Annotated in this window: 19 protein-coding genes and 1 pseudogene; 7 read left to right on the top strand and 13 right to left on the bottom strand. The window is 40.7% G+C overall.

Annotation, left to right across the window (positions count from 1 at the left end; translation table 11 throughout):
• Positions 1 to 46: 46 nt before the first annotated feature.
• The 3 genes from rpoD to rpsU form a co-directional block, all read right to left on the bottom strand.
• On the bottom strand, positions 47 to 1942 hold the full coding sequence (rpoD, locus tag BKL51_RS11050) for an RNA polymerase sigma factor RpoD (protein WP_077466718.1): 1896 nt from the start codon (positions 1940 to 1942) through the stop codon (positions 47 to 49).
• A 66-nt stretch (positions 1943 to 2008) separates the two neighbouring features.
• The gene (gene dnaG / locus BKL51_RS11045; protein ID WP_077466717.1) at positions 2009 to 3793 is read right to left on the bottom strand and encodes a DNA primase; all 1785 of its coding nucleotides are present in this window, start codon (positions 3791 to 3793) and stop codon (positions 2009 to 2011) included.
• A 135-nt stretch (positions 3794 to 3928) separates the two neighbouring features.
• Complete coding sequence (gene rpsU, locus BKL51_RS11040) at positions 3929 to 4144, bottom strand: 30S ribosomal protein S21 (protein WP_018356521.1); 216 nt, start codon at positions 4142 to 4144, stop codon at positions 3929 to 3931.
• A 221-nt stretch (positions 4145 to 4365) separates the two neighbouring features.
• Between rpsU and tsaD the strand changes: the two genes are divergently transcribed.
• From tsaD to BKL51_RS11020, 4 genes are read left to right on the top strand one after another with little or no spacing between them, the layout of a single operon-like run.
• Positions 4366 to 5394, top strand: a complete 1029-nt coding sequence (tsaD, locus tag BKL51_RS11035) for a tRNA (adenosine(37)-N6)-threonylcarbamoyltransferase complex transferase subunit TsaD (protein WP_077466716.1) — start codon at positions 4366 to 4368, stop codon at positions 5392 to 5394.
• Positions 5395 to 5403: 9 nt separating this feature from the next.
• Positions 5404 to 5637, top strand: a complete 234-nt coding sequence (locus tag BKL51_RS11030; protein ID WP_077466715.1) for a hypothetical protein — start codon at positions 5404 to 5406, stop codon at positions 5635 to 5637.
• The gene (locus BKL51_RS11025; RefSeq protein WP_077466714.1) at positions 5637 to 6218 is read left to right on the top strand and encodes a thymidine kinase; all 582 of its coding nucleotides are present in this window, start codon (positions 5637 to 5639) and stop codon (positions 6216 to 6218) included. Before BKL51_RS11030 ends, BKL51_RS11025 begins: the two co-directional genes overlap by 1 nt.
• Positions 6219 to 6270: 52 nt before the next feature.
• Positions 6271 to 7491 (top strand): aromatic amino acid transporter, encoded by a 1221-nt coding sequence (locus BKL51_RS11020; protein WP_077466713.1) that lies wholly within the window; start codon positions 6271 to 6273, stop codon positions 7489 to 7491.
• Here BKL51_RS11020 and BKL51_RS12270 read toward each other — a convergent pair.
• From BKL51_RS12270 to zipA, 5 genes are all read right to left on the bottom strand, one after another.
• A complete protein-coding gene (locus BKL51_RS12270; protein WP_255372294.1) occupies positions 7467 to 7589 on the bottom strand; it encodes a hypothetical protein in 123 nt (40 codons plus the stop codon). The two genes, BKL51_RS11020 and BKL51_RS12270, sit on opposite strands and share 25 nt — an antisense overlap.
• Positions 7590 to 7661: 72 nt before the next feature.
• Entirely contained in the window at positions 7662 to 8054 is a 393-nt protein-coding gene (locus tag BKL51_RS11015) for a MerR family transcriptional regulator (protein ID WP_077466712.1), read from the bottom strand.
• A gap of 48 nt (positions 8055 to 8102) precedes the next feature.
• Positions 8103 to 8759, bottom strand: a complete 657-nt coding sequence (locus tag BKL51_RS11010) for a cation diffusion facilitator family transporter (RefSeq protein WP_077466711.1) — start codon at positions 8757 to 8759, stop codon at positions 8103 to 8105.
• A gap of 221 nt (positions 8760 to 8980) precedes the next feature.
• Positions 8981 to 10990 carry an NAD-dependent DNA ligase LigA gene (ligA, locus tag BKL51_RS11005; protein WP_077466710.1) on the bottom strand — a complete coding sequence of 670 codons (2010 nt, stop codon included), beginning with the start codon at positions 10988 to 10990 and terminating at the stop codon, positions 8981 to 8983.
• Between the two features lie 103 nt (positions 10991 to 11093).
• On the bottom strand, positions 11094 to 12047 hold the full coding sequence (gene zipA / locus BKL51_RS11000) for a cell division protein ZipA (protein ID WP_077466709.1): 954 nt from the start codon (positions 12045 to 12047) through the stop codon (positions 11094 to 11096).
• 145 nt (positions 12048 to 12192) lie between these two features.
• Between zipA and cysZ the strand changes: the two genes are divergently transcribed.
• Positions 12193 to 13041 (top strand): sulfate transporter CysZ, encoded by an 849-nt coding sequence (cysZ, locus tag BKL51_RS10995; RefSeq protein ID WP_077466708.1) that lies wholly within the window; start codon positions 12193 to 12195, stop codon positions 13039 to 13041.
• Positions 13042 to 13136: 95 nt separating this feature from the next.
• Positions 13137 to 14084 carry a cysteine synthase A gene (gene cysK, locus BKL51_RS10990; protein ID WP_077466707.1) on the top strand — a complete coding sequence of 316 codons (948 nt, stop codon included), beginning with the start codon at positions 13137 to 13139 and terminating at the stop codon, positions 14082 to 14084.
• A gap of 139 nt (positions 14085 to 14223) precedes the next feature.
• Here cysK and BKL51_RS10985 read toward each other — a convergent pair whose 3' ends face one another.
• A complete protein-coding gene (locus BKL51_RS10985) occupies positions 14224 to 14568 on the bottom strand; it encodes a cyclophilin-like fold protein (protein WP_077466706.1) in 345 nt (114 codons plus the stop codon).
• Between the two features lie 101 nt (positions 14569 to 14669).
• Positions 14670 to 15800, bottom strand: a complete 1131-nt coding sequence (locus BKL51_RS10980) for an alpha/beta hydrolase (RefSeq protein WP_077466705.1) — start codon at positions 15798 to 15800, stop codon at positions 14670 to 14672.
• 182 nt (positions 15801 to 15982) lie between these two features.
• Here BKL51_RS10980 and BKL51_RS10975 point away from each other — a divergent pair, with 182 nt between their 5' ends.
• Positions 15983 to 16891, top strand: a complete 909-nt coding sequence (locus BKL51_RS10975; protein WP_077466704.1) for a LysR family transcriptional regulator — start codon at positions 15983 to 15985, stop codon at positions 16889 to 16891.
• Positions 16892 to 16925: 34 nt separating this feature from the next.
• Here the strand turns inward: BKL51_RS10975 and hemN are convergent, their stop codons facing one another.
• The 3 genes and pseudogenes from hemN to yihI all read right to left on the bottom strand — a co-directional run bounded on the left by hemN (position 16926) and on the right by yihI (position 19299).
• Positions 16926 to 18293 (bottom strand): oxygen-independent coproporphyrinogen III oxidase, encoded by a 1368-nt coding sequence (gene hemN, locus BKL51_RS10970; RefSeq protein WP_077466703.1) that lies wholly within the window; start codon positions 18291 to 18293, stop codon positions 16926 to 16928.
• Positions 18271 to 18738: pseudogene (locus tag BKL51_RS10965) on the bottom strand (DUF2489 domain-containing protein). The gene hemN and the pseudogene BKL51_RS10965 overlap by 23 nt, the downstream one beginning before the upstream one ends.
• Before the next feature lie 3 nt (positions 18739 to 18741).
• The gene (yihI, locus tag BKL51_RS10960; protein WP_077466702.1) at positions 18742 to 19299 is read right to left on the bottom strand and encodes a Der GTPase-activating protein YihI; all 558 of its coding nucleotides are present in this window, start codon (positions 19297 to 19299) and stop codon (positions 18742 to 18744) included.
• Between the last annotated feature and the right edge of the window lie 336 nt (positions 19300 to 19635).

Raw genomic sequence — 19635 nt, 5'->3', positions numbered from 1 at the left:
TTTTAGTTTGCAATAAAAAGGTAACCTTTCGGTTACCTTTTATTATTTAGCTATTCATCCAAGCATCTAAGAAACTACGCAGAATCTCTGAGCGGCTAGGATGGCGGAGTTTACGCAAGGCCTTAGCTTCAATTTGACGAATACGTTCACGCGTTACATCAAATTGTTTGCCGACTTCCTCAAGGGTATGATCAGTATTCATATCAATACCAAAACGCATACGTAATACTTTCGCTTCACGTGGCGTTAAGCCTTCTAGTACATCTTGTATCGCCACTCTCAAGCTCTGTGCCGTAGCCGAATCCAATGGCGATTCAAGGGTATTATCCTCAATAAAATCACCTAAATGTGAATCATCGTCATCACCGATTGGGGTTTCCATAGAAATCGGTTCTTTAGCAATTTTCAACACTTTACGAATTTTATCTTCTGGCATTCCCATACGATCCGCCAGTTCCTCTGGTGTCGCTTCACGTCCCATTTCCTGCAACATTTGACGAGAGATTCGATTGAGCTTATTGATTGTTTCAATCATATGAACCGGAATACGAATAGTACGTGCTTGATCCGCAATAGAACGTGTAATCGCTTGACGAATCCACCAAGTGGCATAAGTAGAAAACTTATAGCCGCGGCGATATTCAAATTTATCCACCGCTTTCATCAAACCGATATTACCTTCTTGAATCAAATCCAAAAATTGCAAGCCGCGGTTGGTATATTTTTTAGCGATAGAAATCACCAAACGTAAGTTTGCTTCTACCATTTCTTTTTTTGCACGACGTGCTTTTTGTTCACCACGTGCCACGGCATCACAAATTGTACGCATCTGTTGGATCGTCAATTTTGAGTTTTCCTCAAATGCGACTAAATTTGCCAGAGCCTGACGAACTCGATCTTCATATTTTGTTAATCGTTTCGCCCATGGCTTAGAGGATTTCAACGCTTTATCCAGCCAAGCATCACTGCTTCCGAACTTAATAATAATGACTTCAAATTCATCTTTCGGCATACCTGCAATATCAACCAACACTTTCTGTAATTGACGTTCTTCGATACGCACACGTTTCATAATATTTTTTATCGATAGAACAAGCCGATCGAATTGCTTCGGGACAAGGCGGAATTGTTTAAAAATCTCAGCAAGTATAAGGACTTGTTCCTGTGCCTTTTTATGGTTACGACCATATTTGGTAATTGCCTCAAGCGTTTTTATGTGTTGTTCTTTTAATGCTGTAAATTTTTCACGAGCAACTTCAGGGTCAATGCTGTTATCCGAATCGGTTTTATCTGAAGCCGAATCCCCTTCATCTTCTTCCTCTTCACTATCATCCACATCGCTGTTTGTGTCATAGTTTTCTTCGTCTTCATCAAAATCTTCAGATAATTCCGGGCTATCCTCTTCAGTCACATTAGGATCGACAAAACCGGTAATAAGATCCGCAAGACGAACATGTCCGTCTTCTACTTGATCATATTGAACCAATAAATCCGAAAGCGCCTCCGGATAAGCGGCAATTGAAGTTTGAACCTCATCAATACCTTCTTCAATGCGTTTAGCAATGCTAATTTCATCTTCACGGGTCAGCAAATCTACCGTCCCCATCTCTCGCATATACATACGGACAGGATCGGTTGTACGACCAATTTCAGATTCCACATTCGACAGAATTTGTGTTGCCTCTTCCACTGCATCTTCATCCGGAATCGTGTCGTTTAATATCATGTCATCACTTTCCGGCGGTTCATCCAACACCGGAATACCTGCATCATTTTGCAAGGTTTGTAGTAATTTATCGTAATATTCTGGGTCAATCACATCTTCCGGCAATAAATCGTTAATTTCCGCATAGGTTAAATAGCCCTGCGTACGCCCCAATTCCATCAGTTGTTCAATTTGCTCTGAATATTGTTCAGCAGTAGGTTGTTGGTTTTGTTCCATTTTCATACCCGTGTCGCATTATTTTTATGGATGAATTTTTCGCTTAAGCGAAGAATTTTATCATTGTTACTGAGGATTAACTAACTGTTTTTTCTGTTCTTCTTTACTCGTAAGTAGTGTGACAAGCATTTCTCTTTCCTGCTCGGTTAATCCTTCAGCTCTTTCTTTGGCAATCAGCATTTCAATATTTCGCTCAATAGCCTGAATGTTTAAACGGCGATAATTTTGTGAAAAAGCATTAATAATTTCCGTATCATCTAGTAAATGCTCCCAAGTCGCCAAAATTTCAAGGGGACGGCTATATTCCGTATTACGGAAATATTCCAAAATTTGTCCGACGGTAATCCCTTCCCGTGTCCGACAAAGTGCGGTCAATTTTTCCAATAAATCGTAACCGGCCTCTGCACGCAGTGCGACAAGACCGGATTCGGTAATACGATTAACCAGATGCGTATTTTGCAATAAAAGTGAAATCAATACACGCATTGGCGTTTGTTTCATTTTAGGTCGTGAATCGGTTCTCGTTACCTTGTGATTTTCCACCTGTTTTGGTATTAAACTCTCCAGTTGCGATTCGTTAAAAATACCTAATTTTTGAGCCAAAGTGTTACGCAAAGATAAACGCAACGCCTCGCCCGGAATTTGTCGAATCAAAGGTATCGCAAGTGCGGCTAATTTGCTCCGCCCCTCTTTGGTGGAAAAATCCACTTGCGGATTTAAATGCGCGAACAAAAATTCCGTAAGTGATTGCGCACTTTCGATATATTCCTCAAATTTTGCTTTACCATATTGGCGGATATAAGTATCCGGATCTTCTCCGTCCGGCAAAAAAATGAATTTAATTTGTCGCCCGTCTTCCAAATAAGGTAAAGCATTTTCCAAGGCACGCCATGCAGCATCTCTACCCGCCCTATCACCGTCATAGCAACAGATAACCTGTTCTGTGGTTCGAAAAAGCAATTGAATTTGTTCTGATGTTGTTGAAGTACCAAGAGAGGCAACCGCATAATTCACACCGAATTGAGCTAACGCCACAACATCCATATACCCCTCAACTACCAGCAATTTTTGCGGTTCATCACTCATTTGTAGCGCTTCATATAAACCGTAAAGTTCACTACCTTTATGATAAGTGATCGTTTCCGGTGAATTTAGATATTTGGGTTTCTCATCACCTAAAACACGCCCTCCGAATGCCACCGTACGCCCTCGTTTATCTCGAATAGGGAACATAATTCGGTTACGGAATTTATCATAAATATTACCGCGATCATTGCTAGAGAGCATACCAAGATCGAGCAATTTTTGCTGCTCCTCACGGTTTACAGCAAACTTGCGTAGAACGCTATCCATTGCATTTGGCACAAACCCAATTTGAAATCGTTCAATCACTTCTGCCGAAAGCCCGCGCTGTTGCAGATAGCTTTGTGCCGGAATATTCAAGGGTAATTGCTCTTGGTAAAATTTAGCAATGTCTTGCATTAATTCATATAGATTACGTTTAGTTTGATAACTTGCTTGCGGTCGTTGATTAGCTGAATTGCTACGTTTTTCGTAAGGCACCTCCAACCCCGCCATTGCCGCAAGTTCTTCAATAGCCTCGACAAATTCTAATTTGTCATAATCCATCAAAAAGGAAATCGCATTACCGTGTGCTCCACAACCGAAGCAATGATAAAACTGTTTTTTTTCACTCACTGTAAAAGACGGCGTTTTTTCGTGATGGAAAGGACAACAGGCTTGGTAGTCTCGCCCGGCTTTCTTAAGCTTAATGCGTGAATTGATCACATCTATAATGTTGGATTTTGTCAGCAAATCATCAATAAACGGGCGCGGGATTAAGCCTTTCATCGCTTTTGCCTCCTTGAATATGATGTGAAAGTGCGGTTAATTTTGTTGATATTTTTTTACATTATTTGAAAGTAACAAAACCGTGATGCCAAAGCAATCACGGTTTGCGTTAACTCGAGTTAAAAATACTACAAATTAGTATAAACGGGTGTTGCGCGCATTTTCACGAGCATTACGTTTAGCGTGACGTTTAGCAAGTGTTGCTTTTTCACGTTTACGAACTGTCGTTGGTTTTTCATAGAATTCACGAGCGCGAACTTCTGCTAGGATACCCGCTTTTTCGCAGGAGCGTTTAAAACGACGTAAAGCTACGTCAAATGATTCGTTTTCACGTACTTTAATTACAGGCATAAGCCAATCACCTCAATGAGTTTAATTTAATTGCAATTTTAAATTTTATTTCTGTCGCAAATAGGACAAATTCAATAAAGGTCGCAATTCTAATCTACTTTGGGGGCAAAAGTAAAGGGGAGAATACTTAACCTCGTTGAATTTCGCGGTTTCAACTGGCTAAAAACACGTAAACAAGGTAGAATCACACGTCATTTTTATAAAGCAAATTAAGAAAATCAATGAAAATCCTGGGAATTGAAACCTCCTGTGATGAAACAGGTGTCGCAATTTATGATGAAGAAAAAGGTTTAATTGCGAATCAACTTTATACACAAATTGCACTTCACGCAGATTACGGCGGTGTAGTGCCGGAACTTGCCTCACGCGATCATATCCGTAAAACGACACCGCTCATTCAAGCAGCCCTAGCCGAAGCAAACTTAACCGCCGAGCAAATCGACGGTGTGGCTTACACTAGCGGTCCCGGACTTGTGGGAGCATTACTGGTAGGTTCTACGATTGCCCGCTCTCTTGCTTATGCGTGGAATGTGCCGGCAATCGGGGTACATCATATGGAAGGTCATTTACTTGCACCGATGCTAGATGAAAATCGACCGAACTTTCCGTTTATTGCCTTATTAGTTTCTGGCGGGCATACCCAATTGGTGCAAGTAGAAGGTGTAGGAAAATATAAAGCCATTGGCGAATCCATTGACGATGCCGCTGGTGAAGCCTTTGATAAAACAGCCAAATTGCTTGGTTTAGATTATCCCGGCGGAGCGGTGTTGTCTCGTTTAGCAGAAAAAGGCTCTCCAACCCACTTTACCTTTCCACGCCCAATGACGGATCGTCCGGGGCTGGATTTTAGCTTTTCCGGTTTAAAAACCTTTGCTGCCAATACGGTAAATCAAGCTATTAAAGAAGAAGGCGAATTAACAGAACAAACTAAAGCGGATATTGCTTATGCATTTCAAGAGGCGGTTATTGATACATTGGCAATAAAATGCAAACGTGCCTTAAAAGAAACGGGTTATCCGCGTTTAGTCATTGCCGGCGGTGTGAGTGCAAATAAAAAATTACGTGAAACCTTAACAAAAATGATGAAGGATTTAAAAGGCGAAGTATTTTATCCTCAACCCCAATTCTGTACTGATAATGGCGCAATGATTGCCTATACTGGTTTTTTACGTTTAAAACAAGGTCAGCACGATGAATTGGAGATCGAGGTTAAACCTCGCTGGCCAATGACAGAACTCTCAACAATTTAGGGTACAAATATGAACGATATTAAATTCCGAGCCATGCGTGCCGCAGGTATTGCTTGTTTTACCGTATTAATCATAATCGGTGTCTGGGTTTTTAGCACATCAAGTGATGAAATTGTTAATCTCCTCACCCTAGTCGGTCAGCAGGTGGGGGGCGGCACCACTTACGGAGCCTTTTTACTCTCCGCATTGCCCCCTTTTACCGGTTTTATGGTTTATCACATTTGGAAATGGATTATTAAATAATGGCAAAATTGTATTTTTATTATTCCACCATGAATGCCGGTAAGTCTACAACCTTACTGCAATCCTCCTACAACTATCGCGAACGTAATATGAACACAATGGTTTACACCGCAGCCATTGATGATCGTTTTGGTGTGGGAAAAGTCACATCGCGTATTGGGATTAGTCAAGATGCTCGATTGTTCCACGCAAACACTAATTTATTTAATGAAATTAGCCACCACCTACAACAAGAAAAAATACATTGCGTACTGGTCGATGAAGCACAATTTCTCACCAAACAGCAAGTTTATCAGCTTAGTGATGTGGTTGATAAACTTAATATTCCTACATTATGCTACGGTCTGCGTACCGATTTCCAAGCCGAACTTTTTGAAGGCAGCAAATATTTGCTCGCTTGGGCGGATCAATTGGAAGAACTTAAAACCATTTGTTATTGTGGACGCAAAGCGAATTTTGTCCTTCGTCTCACTGAAAACGGTGAAGTCGTAAAAGAGGGCGAACAAATCCAAATCGGTGGAAACGATAGCTACCTTTCTGTTTGCCGCTACCATTACAAAGAAAAGTGCGGTCAAATTTAGCCATGTTTTAACGTTATCTTCAAACACAACAACATATAAAAAGGTCAGTGTTATGCTAAAAAATAAAACTTTCGGAAGCGCCTTAATTATCGCCGGAACAACCATCGGAGCAGGCATGCTTGCCATGCCCTTAACCTCTGCCGGAATGGGTTTCGGTTATACCGTATTATTGCTTGTAGGACTTTGGACATTGCTTGTTTATAGCGGATTGCTGTTTGTCGAAGTGTACCAAACTGCGGATCAACTTAATGACGGCGTAGCAAGCTTGGCAGAAAAATATTTTGGCGTACCGGGACGTATTCTCGCTACCTTAAGTTTGTTGATTTTACTTTATGCTCTTTCTGCTGCCTATATTACCGGCGGCGGCTCTTTACTTTCGGGCTTACCCACTGCATTTGGCATGGAAGCCATGTCACTTAAAACGGCGATCATTCTTTTTACCGTCGTACTGGGCTCTTTCGTCGTGATCGGCACAAAAGGAGTTGACGGAATCACACGCCTACTATTTATCGGTAAATTACTCGCCTTTGCTTTTGTACTGTTTATGATGCTACCGAAAATTGCAACGGATAATCTCATGGCACTTCCTCTCAATTATGCCTTTGTAATTTCTGCGGCGCCGATTTTTTTCACTTCCTTCGGTTTCCACGTCATTATGACAAGTGTAAACAGTTATTTGGACGGCGATGTTCGACAATTCCGAAAAGCGATTCTGATCGGCACGGCTATTCCTCTCTTTGCCTATTTAGTATGGCAACTTGCTACCCATGGCGTATTAGCCCAAAGTGAATTTGTACGGATCTTACAAGCCGATCCGACCTTAAACGGTTTAGTCAATGCAGTGCGTGAAATCACAGGATCAAATATGATGGGGGAAGTGGTACGTATTTTTTCCGCGCTCGCCCTGGTCACCTCTTTTCTTGGCGTAATGCTTGGCGTTTTTGAAGGATTAGGCGATTTGTTCAAACGCTATCATTTGCCGCATAACCGTATTTCTCTGACGGTTACCGCATTTACCCCTCCGTTGGTATTTGCGTTATTTTACCCTGAGGGCTTTATATCTGCTTTAAGTTATGCCGGTTTATTATGTGCTTTTTATTGCTTGATTTTACCTATCGGTTTAGCGTGGCGAACCCGTCAAACCACTCCTAATCTTCCTTATCGGGTGATGGGCGGAAATATCGCATTAGCCGTTGCATTAATTATAGGTATCGTAATTATGGTGATCCCGTTCTTAATTCAAGCAGGCTATTTACCGGCAGTTGCAGGATAAAGTGCGGTCACAAAAAACAACGTTTTTTGAACGTTGGCTTTGCCAATGGCCCGGTAGGGGGAACAAACGAGTAAGCGAGTTTGTGAATAATTTTTCATAGATTTTTTTATCGTTTAAAAAAAGGAAATCCAAATGATGCGGTTTCCTTTTTTTTACATTGAACCGCTCTGTCAAAAATCAAGTTTTCCTTCCAACCCGGCTATTGCCTTACACTCTTCCTCGCTATGCGCTTCTTTTGTCGCAATAGATTGTAAAAAGGTTTTGATTTCCAATAGCTGAGTAATTTTTTCTTCAACTTGAGCAAGTTGATTTAACACTATTTGATCTGCCTGATAATGATCGGCTAAGCCTAATTTCAAACGGTTCAGCCCGCGAATATCTTCTAAAGAAAAACCTAAAGTGCGGCATTTTTTGATGAACTTTAGCAACGTAACGCTATCCTCATCATAGTAGCGATAGCCGTTTGTCGCCCGCTTGGGTTCAGGCAAAATTCCTTGTTTTTCGTAATAACGAATCGTCTCAAGATTCACTCCGGTACGAAGGCTTAACTCATTGGCTTTCATTATTTTCCTCAATTCGCTTTTGTTAAGTTGTAGCGGGATACAATCAATTTAGTGCTCGTGCTTTTCCATCGAAAAATTTTCGGAATTATCACGTAACGCTTTGAATGCTTGCCACACTACGGATATACCGCTGCGTAATACCAATAAACTCAACACGGCACTCGCCACCACATCAACCCATTGCCAATTTAGCAAATATGCACTTAACCCTGCCAAAATCGCAACCACCGAACCGAATAAATCGGCTAATACGTGTAAATAAGCCGCTCGGATATTCAAATTATCCCGATCACTTTTGAGCATTATCCATGCCACTAAAATATTCACTAAAAGTCCGACTATCGCCACGCCTAACATGGGTAATGCCGCCATTTCTATCGGGGTCAGCCAACGCTCTACGGCCTCCAGTAAAATCCAAATTGCCACGCCGATTAACGAAATGCCATTTAACAACGCAAACCATTTTTGCCATTTCACACTTAAAAAGAGTGCGATTAACGCTAACGCAAGCGACAAACTATTATTTGCCATATGGCCGGCATCCGCCATTAAAGTAAGACTATTGAAAAAATAGCCGCCTAAAAACTCCACTACCATATAACTTGTGATGATCAACAAACTGATAGTTAGAATTTTTTTATCTTTCGGGGTGTGAGAATGTTGATGTTTACTATGCTGCTCTTTCTTTACAAGAATAGTTTCCATGATATGCCCTTTCCTATTAATTAACTTGACGTAAGTGTAAAGTCCGTAGTGAGTACAGGGTCAAGAAAATTTTTTATACAAATCTAAAACACTCGTAAAATTAACCGCACTTCAACGGATAAATCGGTGTGATTTTTCGTTTTCAAACATTTTCAGAAAGGGCAAATAAATTGCGGTTTGAGATAACAGGTTCCTCGCTCGCATTTTTACCCCGGTGATTATCAACGAATCTGTGCCAGAAATTCTTCTTCCGTTAATATTGCCACGCCCAATTCCTGTGCTTTAGTGAGTTTTGCCCCTGCGGCTTCGCCGGCGATAACGAAATCCGTTTTAGCCGAAACGGAACCACTGACTTTTGCCCCCATTTCTTGCAGTAACACTTTGGCTTCATTACGTCCCATTTGAGTGAGCGTGCCAGTGAGGACAATTGTTTTGCCTTTGAACGGATTATCCTGCACTTCTTTAATTTCCACGGTGTCCCAATGTACCCCTTGTGCAAGTAGATCGTTCACCACCTCTACATTATGAGGTTCACGCCAGAATGCCAAAATACGGTTAGCCACCACTTCCCCCACATCTGGCACTTGTTGGAGTTGTTCAAAATCAGCATGTTGCAATGCCTCAAGCGTTTTAAAATGATTGGCTAAATTCAATGCCGTAGCTTCGCCCACTTCACGAATGCCCAAAGCAAAAATAAAACGGGAAAGGGTAGTATGTTTAGATTTTTCTAAGCTGTTTAAAGCATTTTCAGCCGATTTTTTCCCCATACGTTCTAAGCGTGTCAAAGTGGTAAGATCAAGTTTGAATAAATCCGCCGGGGTATGAATCAGCTCACGATCCACCAATTGTTCTATTAATTTACCGCCTACGCCGTCAATATCCATTGCTTTGCGTGAAACAAAATGTTTTAACGCTTCCTTCCGTTGCGCCGCACAAAATAATCCGCCAGTACAGCGTGCCACAGCCTCGCCTTCAATACGAATAATCTGTGAATCGCACACTGGGCAATTTGTTGGAAAAATAATCGGTTTGGCATTGTCAGGACGGCGTTCACGTAAGACACCAATAATTTGTGGAATCACATCACCGGCTCGGCGAACAATCACGGTATCGCCAATGGCAATATCCAAACGGGCGATTTCATCACCATTGTGTAAGGTCGCATTACTCACAGTAACGCCTGCGACAAATACCGGTTCAAGTTTTGCTACCGGTGTAATTGCACCGGTGCGCCCCACTTGGAATTCCACATCATTTAATACCGTTAATTCTTCTTGTGCAGGGAATTTATAGGCAATCGCCCAACGAGGGGCTTTAGAAATAAAACCGAGTTCGTTTTGCAGAGCAATATCATTAATTTTCAATACTGTTCCGTCAATATCATAACCAAGGTCGCTACGTTTATTTTGCATAGCGTGATAAAACTCCAGCACCTCTTCAGCATCACGGCAAAGACTGATTTCCGGATTTACCGGAATACCAATCGATTTCAACCATTGTAAACGTTCATAATGGGTGGAAGGTAAATCCACGCCTTCGGCAATACCGACACTATACGCATTTAATACTAGCGGACGTTTACTGGTGATTTTCGGATCGAGCTGACGCAACGATCCCGCCGCCGCATTACGTGGATTGGCAAAGGTTTTTTCACCGTGTTCAAGTGCGTATTGGTTTAAATGCTCAAATCCTTCATGAGGCATAAATACCTCTCCCCGCACTTCTAAACGTGTAGGCGGTTTTTTAGTGAGTAACTGCAAAGGAATATTGCGCACGGTACGAATATTCAAGGTAATATCCTCACCCGTTGTTCCATCGCCACGGGTTGCCGCTTGGGTCAGAACGCCGTTCACATACAAAATACTCACGGCAAGTCCGTCCAGTTTAGGTTCGGCACAAAAGGTTAAAGGTGAAACCGATTTTCCCAATCGATCTTCAATACGCTTTACAAAGGCATAAAATTCTTCATCGGAAAAGGCATTATCCAAAGACAACATAGGAATTTCATGGCGAATTTGGCGAAAAGCAGAAAGCGGTTTTGCCCCGACCCGTTGGGTTGGCGAGTCGGTAGTAACCCATTCCGGATGTTGCAATTCTAAGGCTTTGAGCTGATGAAAAAGGCGATCATATTCACTATCCGGCACGCTTGGATTATCCAAAACGTGATATTCATATTCATATTGACGCAGCTTTGTTCGTAGGTTGTTAATCTGGGTTTGAATGTCAGTCATAAAAAATCTCGGTGAAAAATAACCGCACTTTCTAACACTTTACACAATAAAGGCGAACCCAATGTTCGCCCAAGTTAAAAGTGCGGTGGAAAATCAATCTGTTCTACACACGTGAAAGATAACGTTGTTCTTGGTAATCATCAAAAATTTGTTCATCTTCGGTAAGTATCGAACCGCCTAAATCTTCCGCAAGGGTTTTAGCTGCACGAATCATTAATTTAAGATTAGCAAGATCATTACCCGGAGAAGGTAGTCTCATAAATAATGCTAAGCCAATAGTGTTAAACTCTGTGTTATATGGGTTAAAACCGCCGTCATTTTGTAAATTTGCAACACTGAATAGTGTCGGACTTGCTACGCTTAAATCAAAATGACGATGATACATATTGTGTTCACCAAAGATAAAGCCTAAATTTTCAAGGGATTGTATCAATCTTAAACCATGAAATTCACGATGCTGTGGTGAAACAACGTAAAGTTGAATATAGCCGGAGGTTTGTTTTTCCGTGTTTGCCTCCAATGTGCGCGCTTCATTAAAATGCACGGTGGATTTTACGCCGTCCAATTCCCCTAATGACATTTGCGAAAGTTGTTCCCGCAATTCTGGCGAAGAAGAATTAATCCCTTCAAATTCATTAGCTTGCGTTTCCAGTTGTTCAAGTGTCATATTTGCAGGATTTGGCTTAGATTCCGTCTGTTTCATATCGTATTCTACGCGAACAGGTTCAGGTGCCGGCTCAACATTGGGAATGGAAATTTTAATATCGTCTACCGTACGCTCGGTTTCACGATAATCCACTTGTGGTGTTGCTTGATTTTTCTCAAAAGAGGGTTGCTGTACCTTTTGAGATCCCACTGCTGAAGGCGCACTTTGAATAACCGATCCGGAAAATTCTTGTTGTTCCCGACTATGCTGTTCTTGAGCAAAAGAGCAATCAAATGTCGTCGAGTTTTTAAAATACTTTGATTTCTCACGGTGATTTGACCATAATCCGTGTGCAACAAGGGCAATGAGTGCCACCACCCCTAAAATAATCAAAATTGTATTCAGATCCATTTTTGCTCCTTACAGGCAATAAAACTGAGCTAATGCTACCATATTTTAAAGGGTGAAAAAACAAAACCCATAGGGAATTTAATAGCAAAAACACTGTCAGAATTAACCGCTCTTCTTGAGTTTATTAATATCAAAAGGAAAAAGAATGATTAATCCGCAAGAAATTAAATCGGGATTCCATTATTTTGTGATGGGATGGCATTTTATTGCACAAAAAGGACTGCGTCGTTTTGTCATTATGCCTATTTTATTCAATATTGTTTTACTAACTGCTTTACTTTGGATGCTGGTTTCGCAAATTAGCTCAATGATCGATTGGATGATGACTTTCGTACCGGATTGGCTCGGTTTTCTAAGCGTTATTTTACTCGTGCTTTCTATCGGCATGATTTTGTTATTATTTTATTTTATGTTCACGACACTTTCCGGTTTTATTGCCGCTCCTTTTAACGGATTACTGGCGGAGAAATTGGAGAAAATGCTGACGGGAGAAAACATTAATGACGATAACTGGTTAGATGTAATGAAAGATATTCCGCGTATGCTACGCCGCGAATGGCAAAAATTATGGTATAGCCTACCCAAAATTATCGGCTTATTCCTATTAAGTTTTATCCCTGTTGTCGGGCAGACTATCGTACCGGTTTTAACGTTTTTATTCACCGCATGGATGATGGCGATTCAATATTGCGATTATCCTTTCGACAATCATAAAATATCTTTTAATGTGATGAAAAACGCTTTAGGCGAGCAACGCTCACAAAGCCTAACTTTCGGTGGGTTGGTGACTTGCTGCACCTTTTTACCTGTGGTGAATTTAGTGATTATTCCCGTTGCCGTATGTGGTGCAACGGTAATGTGGGTAGAAAATTATCGTGATCGGTTACGCTTTGATATGAATTTTAATTATCGCCGCGACAACCGTTCCACCAAAATCGCGACTCGCAGTAATGGTACTGATATTCGCACAAACAACAATCAAATCGTAAAATAGCGTTTGGTTATAAAATAGATCAAATAACTATTTTTTGAATAAAACCACCAATGCTATAACTAGGCTACTAATAATCTCAAAACAAGGGAGTAAATATGACAATTTATGCAGACAACTCTTACACGATCGGCAACACACCGCTTGTACGATTAAAGCACTTCGGTAACGGTAATATCGTAGTAAAAATTGAAGGCCGAAACCCAAGTTTCAGTGTGAAATGCCGTATTGGCGCTAACATGGTGTGGCAAGCGGAAAAAGACGGTATCCTCACCAAAGACAAAGAAATTGTTGATGCCACCAGCGGTAATACCGGTATTGCGCTCGCCTATGTGGCAGCCGCACGCGGCTATAAAATCACCCTCACTATGCCGGAAACGATGAGCTTGGAACGTAAACGTTTATTACGCGGATTAGGGGTAAATCTTGTATTGACCGAAGGAGCAAAAGGAATGAAAGGGGCGATTGCTAAAGCCGAAGAAATCGTAGCTTCCGATCCAAACCGTTATGTCATGCTAAAACAATTTGAAAATCCGGCTAATCCACAAATTCACCGAGAAACAACCGGCACGGAAATTTGGTGGGATACGGAAGGTAAAGTGGATGTCATTGTTGCCGTGGTTGGTACAGGCGGTACGATTACCGGCGTTTCACGTGCAATTAAATTAGATTTCGGTAAGGCAATTACTTCTGTCGTGGTAGAACCGGCCGAATCACCGGTAATTAGCCAAACTTTAGCCGGAGAAGAATTGAAACCGGGTCCTCACAAAATCCAAGGTATCGGTGCAGGCTTCATACCGAAAAACTTAGACTTATCATTAGTTGATCGTGTAGAAACCGTGGACAGCGAGACTGCTATTGCGACAGCCCGCCGCTTAATGGCAGAAGAAGGCATTTTAGCCGGAATCTCCTCCGGTGCAGCCGTTGCCGCCGCTGATCGTATTGCAAAATTACCCGAATTTAAAGATAAACTCATTATCGCAATACTCCCTTCCGCCTCTGAGCGTTACCTAAGTACCGCTTTGTTTGAAGGTATTGAAGCGTAATTTGCTCTTATTAATAGTTGAAAGTGCGGTTAAAAATAACCGCACTTTTTACAATTACCCACACCATAGTTTATCGAAAATCTAAACGAATCGGATCATAGGCACGATAAAATTAATAAAATCGTGTTTATTCATTATTCTACTCTTCCCGTTCAAATTTAATACGCGTCGAGCGGGAAAGTGCGGTCAAATCTCCATTAAATTTGCCTAAATAAATCAAACCTACGGCATCCTCGCCTTGTTCAAAAAACATCGCCACATTTCCCCAAGGAGCATAGTAGGTAATATCGCCGCTTTTTGCCGCATAACGGCTAGGGGCGTTTTGTACGTTAAGTTTATGAGGCGGATACAAAATCTTCTCATTGTGGCAATAATTTTCTAATGTGCTTTCCAGCGGCAACTGTTGCCAAAAACTTTGAGCGGTCGGATTATCTTCTAAAACGCCGGAATAAACACCGCTATCAAGGGTAATTTTAACTTTCATTACGACTCCTGCCCGTAGGGTTGCATAAAATAACGAAAAAGACACACCGTTTCATTGGGAAGTCCAGCCTAAGGCAATTTGCTGACCCTAGGCGGAAAAGATTATTTCAAATTTTCTTTGAAAAATTGTTCAAATTTATCAAATGGAATTTTGTTGGCGTGATTATCGTATAAATCAACATGGGTCGCATCCGGCACGATGTACAACTCTTTATTTTTTGAACCAAGGGATTGGAACGCTTCTTCGCCAAAATAACGCGAATGCGCTTTTTCGCCGTGAACCACTAATGCCGGCGTACGCATTTCTGCGGCACGCTGTAAAATCGGCATATTGATAAACGCAAGCGGTGTGGTTTTTGACCACCCCGTATTTGAATTGACCGAACGAGGATGGTAACCGCGCGAAGTTTTATAATAATCCGCATATTGTTTCAGAAATAAAGGCGTATCGGCAGTGAATGTTTCCGGTGCCGGTAAATGATCATTCGCCGCCGTATGTTCAGGTTCGCCTTTTTCTGCATCCTCCCAACGTTGGGTATTCATCGCCTCTTTCATTTTATAACGAGTGTCTGCATCAATCGCCGGTTTTCTATCGTAAGTGCCTTTGGCATTTGGTGCGAAATTAATTTCATAACCCTCACCCATTACTTTTGTCATATCATACATTGTGCTTACCGCCACTGCTTTGACACGGGTATCCGAGAGTGCCGCATTTAACGCAAAACCGCCCCATCCGCAGATACCTAAAATCCCGATTTCTTCACGATTAACAAAATCTTGCAAACCTAAGAAATCCACTGCCGCACTAAAATCTTCCGTTGCGATTTCAGGACTGGCAATATTACGCGGCTCGCCTGAACTTTCGCCGGTATATGAACCGTCAAAAGCAAGAGTAACAAAACCACGCTCCGCCAATGTTTGCGCATAAATACCCGATGTTTGCTCTTTCACTGCACCAAACGGCCCGCTCACTGCAATTGCCGGCAGTTTACCTTTTGCATTTTTCGGTACATATAAATCGCCGACAAGGGTAAAGCCATAACGGTTTTTAAAGGTCACTTTATGATGTTCTACTTTGTCAGATTGCTTGAAAGTTTTGTCCCACTTATTTTCTAACGGCATAATCTGTACTCCTTTCATCGGTGTAATATTGACAACCGCCATCGCTGAAGTAACAAAAGTTGCGGAAAGTGCTGCCGCAAGTGCGGTCGTTTTTAAGATTTTTTTTACCATTTTGTTTCCCTATAAAAAATTAAATGCATAAATTTGAAAAACTACACAAAAAAACAAACAATCAGCCTACAAAAATTTTTCTTTGCTGTGCTTTTTGTTTATAGCACTTATTATAAAAATTAGATTTATTCCTGTAAATTTGCAAAAATAAACTTCACAATTTCTATAAATGGAATAATCAAATGAATAATCGCTTTGAAACGCTAAAAGTTTTTTGTTCCCTTGCGGAAACCTTGCAATTTAAAGAAACAGCCAATCGCCTTGCAATATCGCCACCAGTGGTAACAAGATTGATTGCTGAACTGGAGGATTATTTGGGAGAAGCCCTATTCCAACGCAATACCCGACAGGTGCATTTAACGGATTTTGGCGAGCAATTTTTACCACAGGCACAACAATTATTGGCAGACAGCGAAAAACTATTCATACCAAACAAACAGAGAGCCTATGCTGAAATGAACGGTATTGTACGAATTACCGCACCAAGCTGGCGAATTAATGATGAAATTTTAGCGAAATTATTGACCGCACTTTCGCCTTATCCCAACTTAATTATCGACTGGCGGGATGATATGAGCAAGCTGGATTCAGTCAGTCATCGCATTGATATCGGCATACGTATCGGACTAAAACCCGATCCGAATTTTATTGTACGGGAAATTGCCGACATTGGTGATGTATTAGTAGCCGCACCAAGTTTGCTGGAACGCTTAGGCGAACCAAAATCACTCGAAGATCTGGAGCAACGTTTCCCGTTTGCAGCGCTGATTAATGTGAATACCGGCCGCCCTTGGTATTTCCCGCTTACGCCGGAGCGTACACTTAAGCCACATCGCATTTCTTTCCAAAGCAACAATATTTACAGTAAATTACAAGCCGTACTACAGGGAAGTGCGGTCGGTTTAGTGAGTGATTTTATCGCTCAACCTTATTTACAAACAGGCAAATTACACCAATTATTTCCGGAAATAAAGATCCAAAAATGGCAACTGTTTTTATATCGCCCTTATGAAACCATTACTCCTAAAAGGGTTCTTAAGGTATTTGAAGAATTGGAAAGAATTTTAAGACAGTTTTTTACGGAGCAATAGAAAAAAGAATGCCACCGAAAGGTGGCATATAGCGTTAAATAATTCTTGAGAATTGCTGGCGTTTTGCTGCTGCACGAGAATAAGTATCAAAACACAAACAAATATTCCGAATGAGTAAACGCCCTTTAGCCGAAACTTTCAACCCTTGCTCGGTTAGACTAATTAACTCATCTTCAATCAAAGGCCGGAGCAACATTAAATCTTCAGCGAAATGCGTCGTAAAGCAGATATTATACGCTCTCTCTATCGGTTCAAAGTCTAATTTAAAATTACAAATTAATTGCTTGATCACATCTCGGCGCAGGCAATCCTCTTTCGTTAATGCAAGCCCCTTATGTAATGCATTACCCTTCTCTTCAACTAGAGCATAATAGGTTTTGAGATCTTTTTCATTTTGTGCATAAGTATCCCCTAATAAACTAATAGAAGAAACACCCAAACCAAGCAGATCACATTCTTCTTGAGTGGTATAGCCTTGAAAATTACGATGCAACACACCTTTTTCCTGTGCAATAGCCAATTCATCATAGGGCTTTGCAAAGTGATCCATACCAATAAATTTGTAACTGGCCTCCCCTAAAATTTCGATTGTTTTCTGTAAAATGGTCAGTTTAGTTTCCGGCTTTGGCAACTGCTCTTCTTTAATTTTTGCTTGCCCGGGTACGCGACTTGGTAAATGAGCATAATTAAAAATACTCAAACGATCAGGATTTAACTCAATCACCTTTTTCAGCGTAAACATAAAACTTTCTACATTTTGCAACGGTAAACCATAAATCAAATCAAGGTTGGTTGATTGAAATCCTAGTTCACGCGCCCGTTCCAACAAAGCAGCAATAAAGTTTTCATCTTGCTCACGGTTCACGGATTTTTGCACTTCTTTGTTAAAATCCTGTACCCCCATGCTCATTCGGTTAAAACCAATCGCACGTAAATGATCAAGCATTGAAAGTTCAATTTTACGGGGATCCATCTCAATAGAAATTTCCGCATTGTTCGCAATTTTAAAGTGCGTTTTTAACATTTCCATCAAACGTGCCGATTGCACTTCACTTAAATAAGTTGGCGTACCACCGCCCCAATGGATTTGTGTTACAACTCGCTCCTTAAACAATTGAGCACGAGCTACCACCTCTTTCTCAAGATAATCAAGATAAATATCCGCTTTATACTGATGACGGGTAATCACTTTGTTACAGGCACAAAAATAGCAAAGCTGATGACAAAACGGAATATGTACATACAAGGACAGAGGACGATCCGGATAACGTTTCGCTGCGCTAACGAAATCCTGATTAGTATAATTTTCGTGAAACTCTAATGCGGTAGGATATGATGTATAACGCGGGCCTGATTGATTGTATTTTTGTATAAGTTTGTCATCCCAAATAATCTCGGACATTAAAACACTCCAAATTTTTCACATCATCAAGTAATTGATGTAATTCTTCCAGTATATCCTGCTCAAATTTAGCCTCGGCGCTTTCACGTTTAAGATCAAGACTCATCTTTTCTTTCTTTTCAAGCGTTTTTCTCGCCTCATGCGTTGGCATATCCCGCACTATCTCATAAAGTTGCATCATGCCGGGATAAGGTTACAGGTTTTTACCAAAAGGCATTAACAACATTGTAAGGCGAATAACACCTTCGGAATGGTTACATTCCTTACTTTTCATCGCTCTTGCAATAATTTCGATACTTTCTTTTAATCGCGTTGCTCTCGCCATTTTGGCTTGTAAGAAAGCGTGTCTCTGCCGTTTCAACTGCTTCAATAAATGCAACGCATACCAAGATAGAGCGGCAACAACAAGTACTCCAAGTAAGCCTAAAATAATTATCCAAACCATCTTTTATCTAAATTGCTCGATATTTATTTTCTCAAAAGTGCGGTATAAATCAGCCTCGTTTTCTTCTTCGTCTTCAATACCGAGCTCTTCCATTAATTCTGCAATACGATCCAAACATTCATCAACGAACTGTTGATCCGCTTTACTAATAGTTTTACCTTCTTCCAATATATCCAATAATTCATTAAGAATTTCGTTATTTTCCAAACTCTCCAACTCTTGCATCGGATCTTGTCTTTTCACAGCTCCCAACACAGGAATAATTTGACCTTTTTCCGGTTTATTCACAAACTCCACAGTTAAAGGAATTTTTTTCTTACTCCCAATTTTTGGATCTTTAATTTCTTGTTGAAGTTTATTTGATTTATTTTCCACTGCACTATGACGTGAACCGGATGCTAAACCTTTATGTTTACGCTTTTTCTTATCCTCACGGGCTTTTGCATCAAGCTCATAGCGAGTAAGTTTTTTACCGGAAGGTTTTGGTATTTCAGGTTTTTTATCAGCCTTACGCATTGGCATAACATCAGTAATTCGACGTGTTTTTTTCTTTCGAGCCATTAGAGATTTATCCTTCTAATAAAATTTGATGGATTGTACCACTTGAGTAAGTTTTTCTCATTAATAAATGATAGCTTATTCCTATTCTTTTAATATTCAATTTTTCCTATTAAAAATCCTTATTTAGCAATGCTGCAGTTATCGATAAATAAAACTAAGAAAGGCTATCAACACGCTGAATTCAGTGATTAAAAGTGCGGTCTCTTTTTGCGGGTTTTTTATGATTTAAATAATAGCCCATATCGTTTAGGTGTAGATTATTTCCAAGAAAGCAAAATCCCCCGAACCATTCGATTCAGGGGATTATCTCTATATAAAATAAAAACCCGGCAGTGC

The sequence above is a fragment of the Rodentibacter sp. Ppn85 genome, from assembly GCF_001999335.1.
Lineage (GTDB): Bacteria > Pseudomonadota > Gammaproteobacteria > Enterobacterales > Pasteurellaceae > Rodentibacter.
The sequence above is the reverse complement of the archived record's forward strand: the minus strand, read 5'-3'. Positions and strand labels throughout refer to the sequence as shown.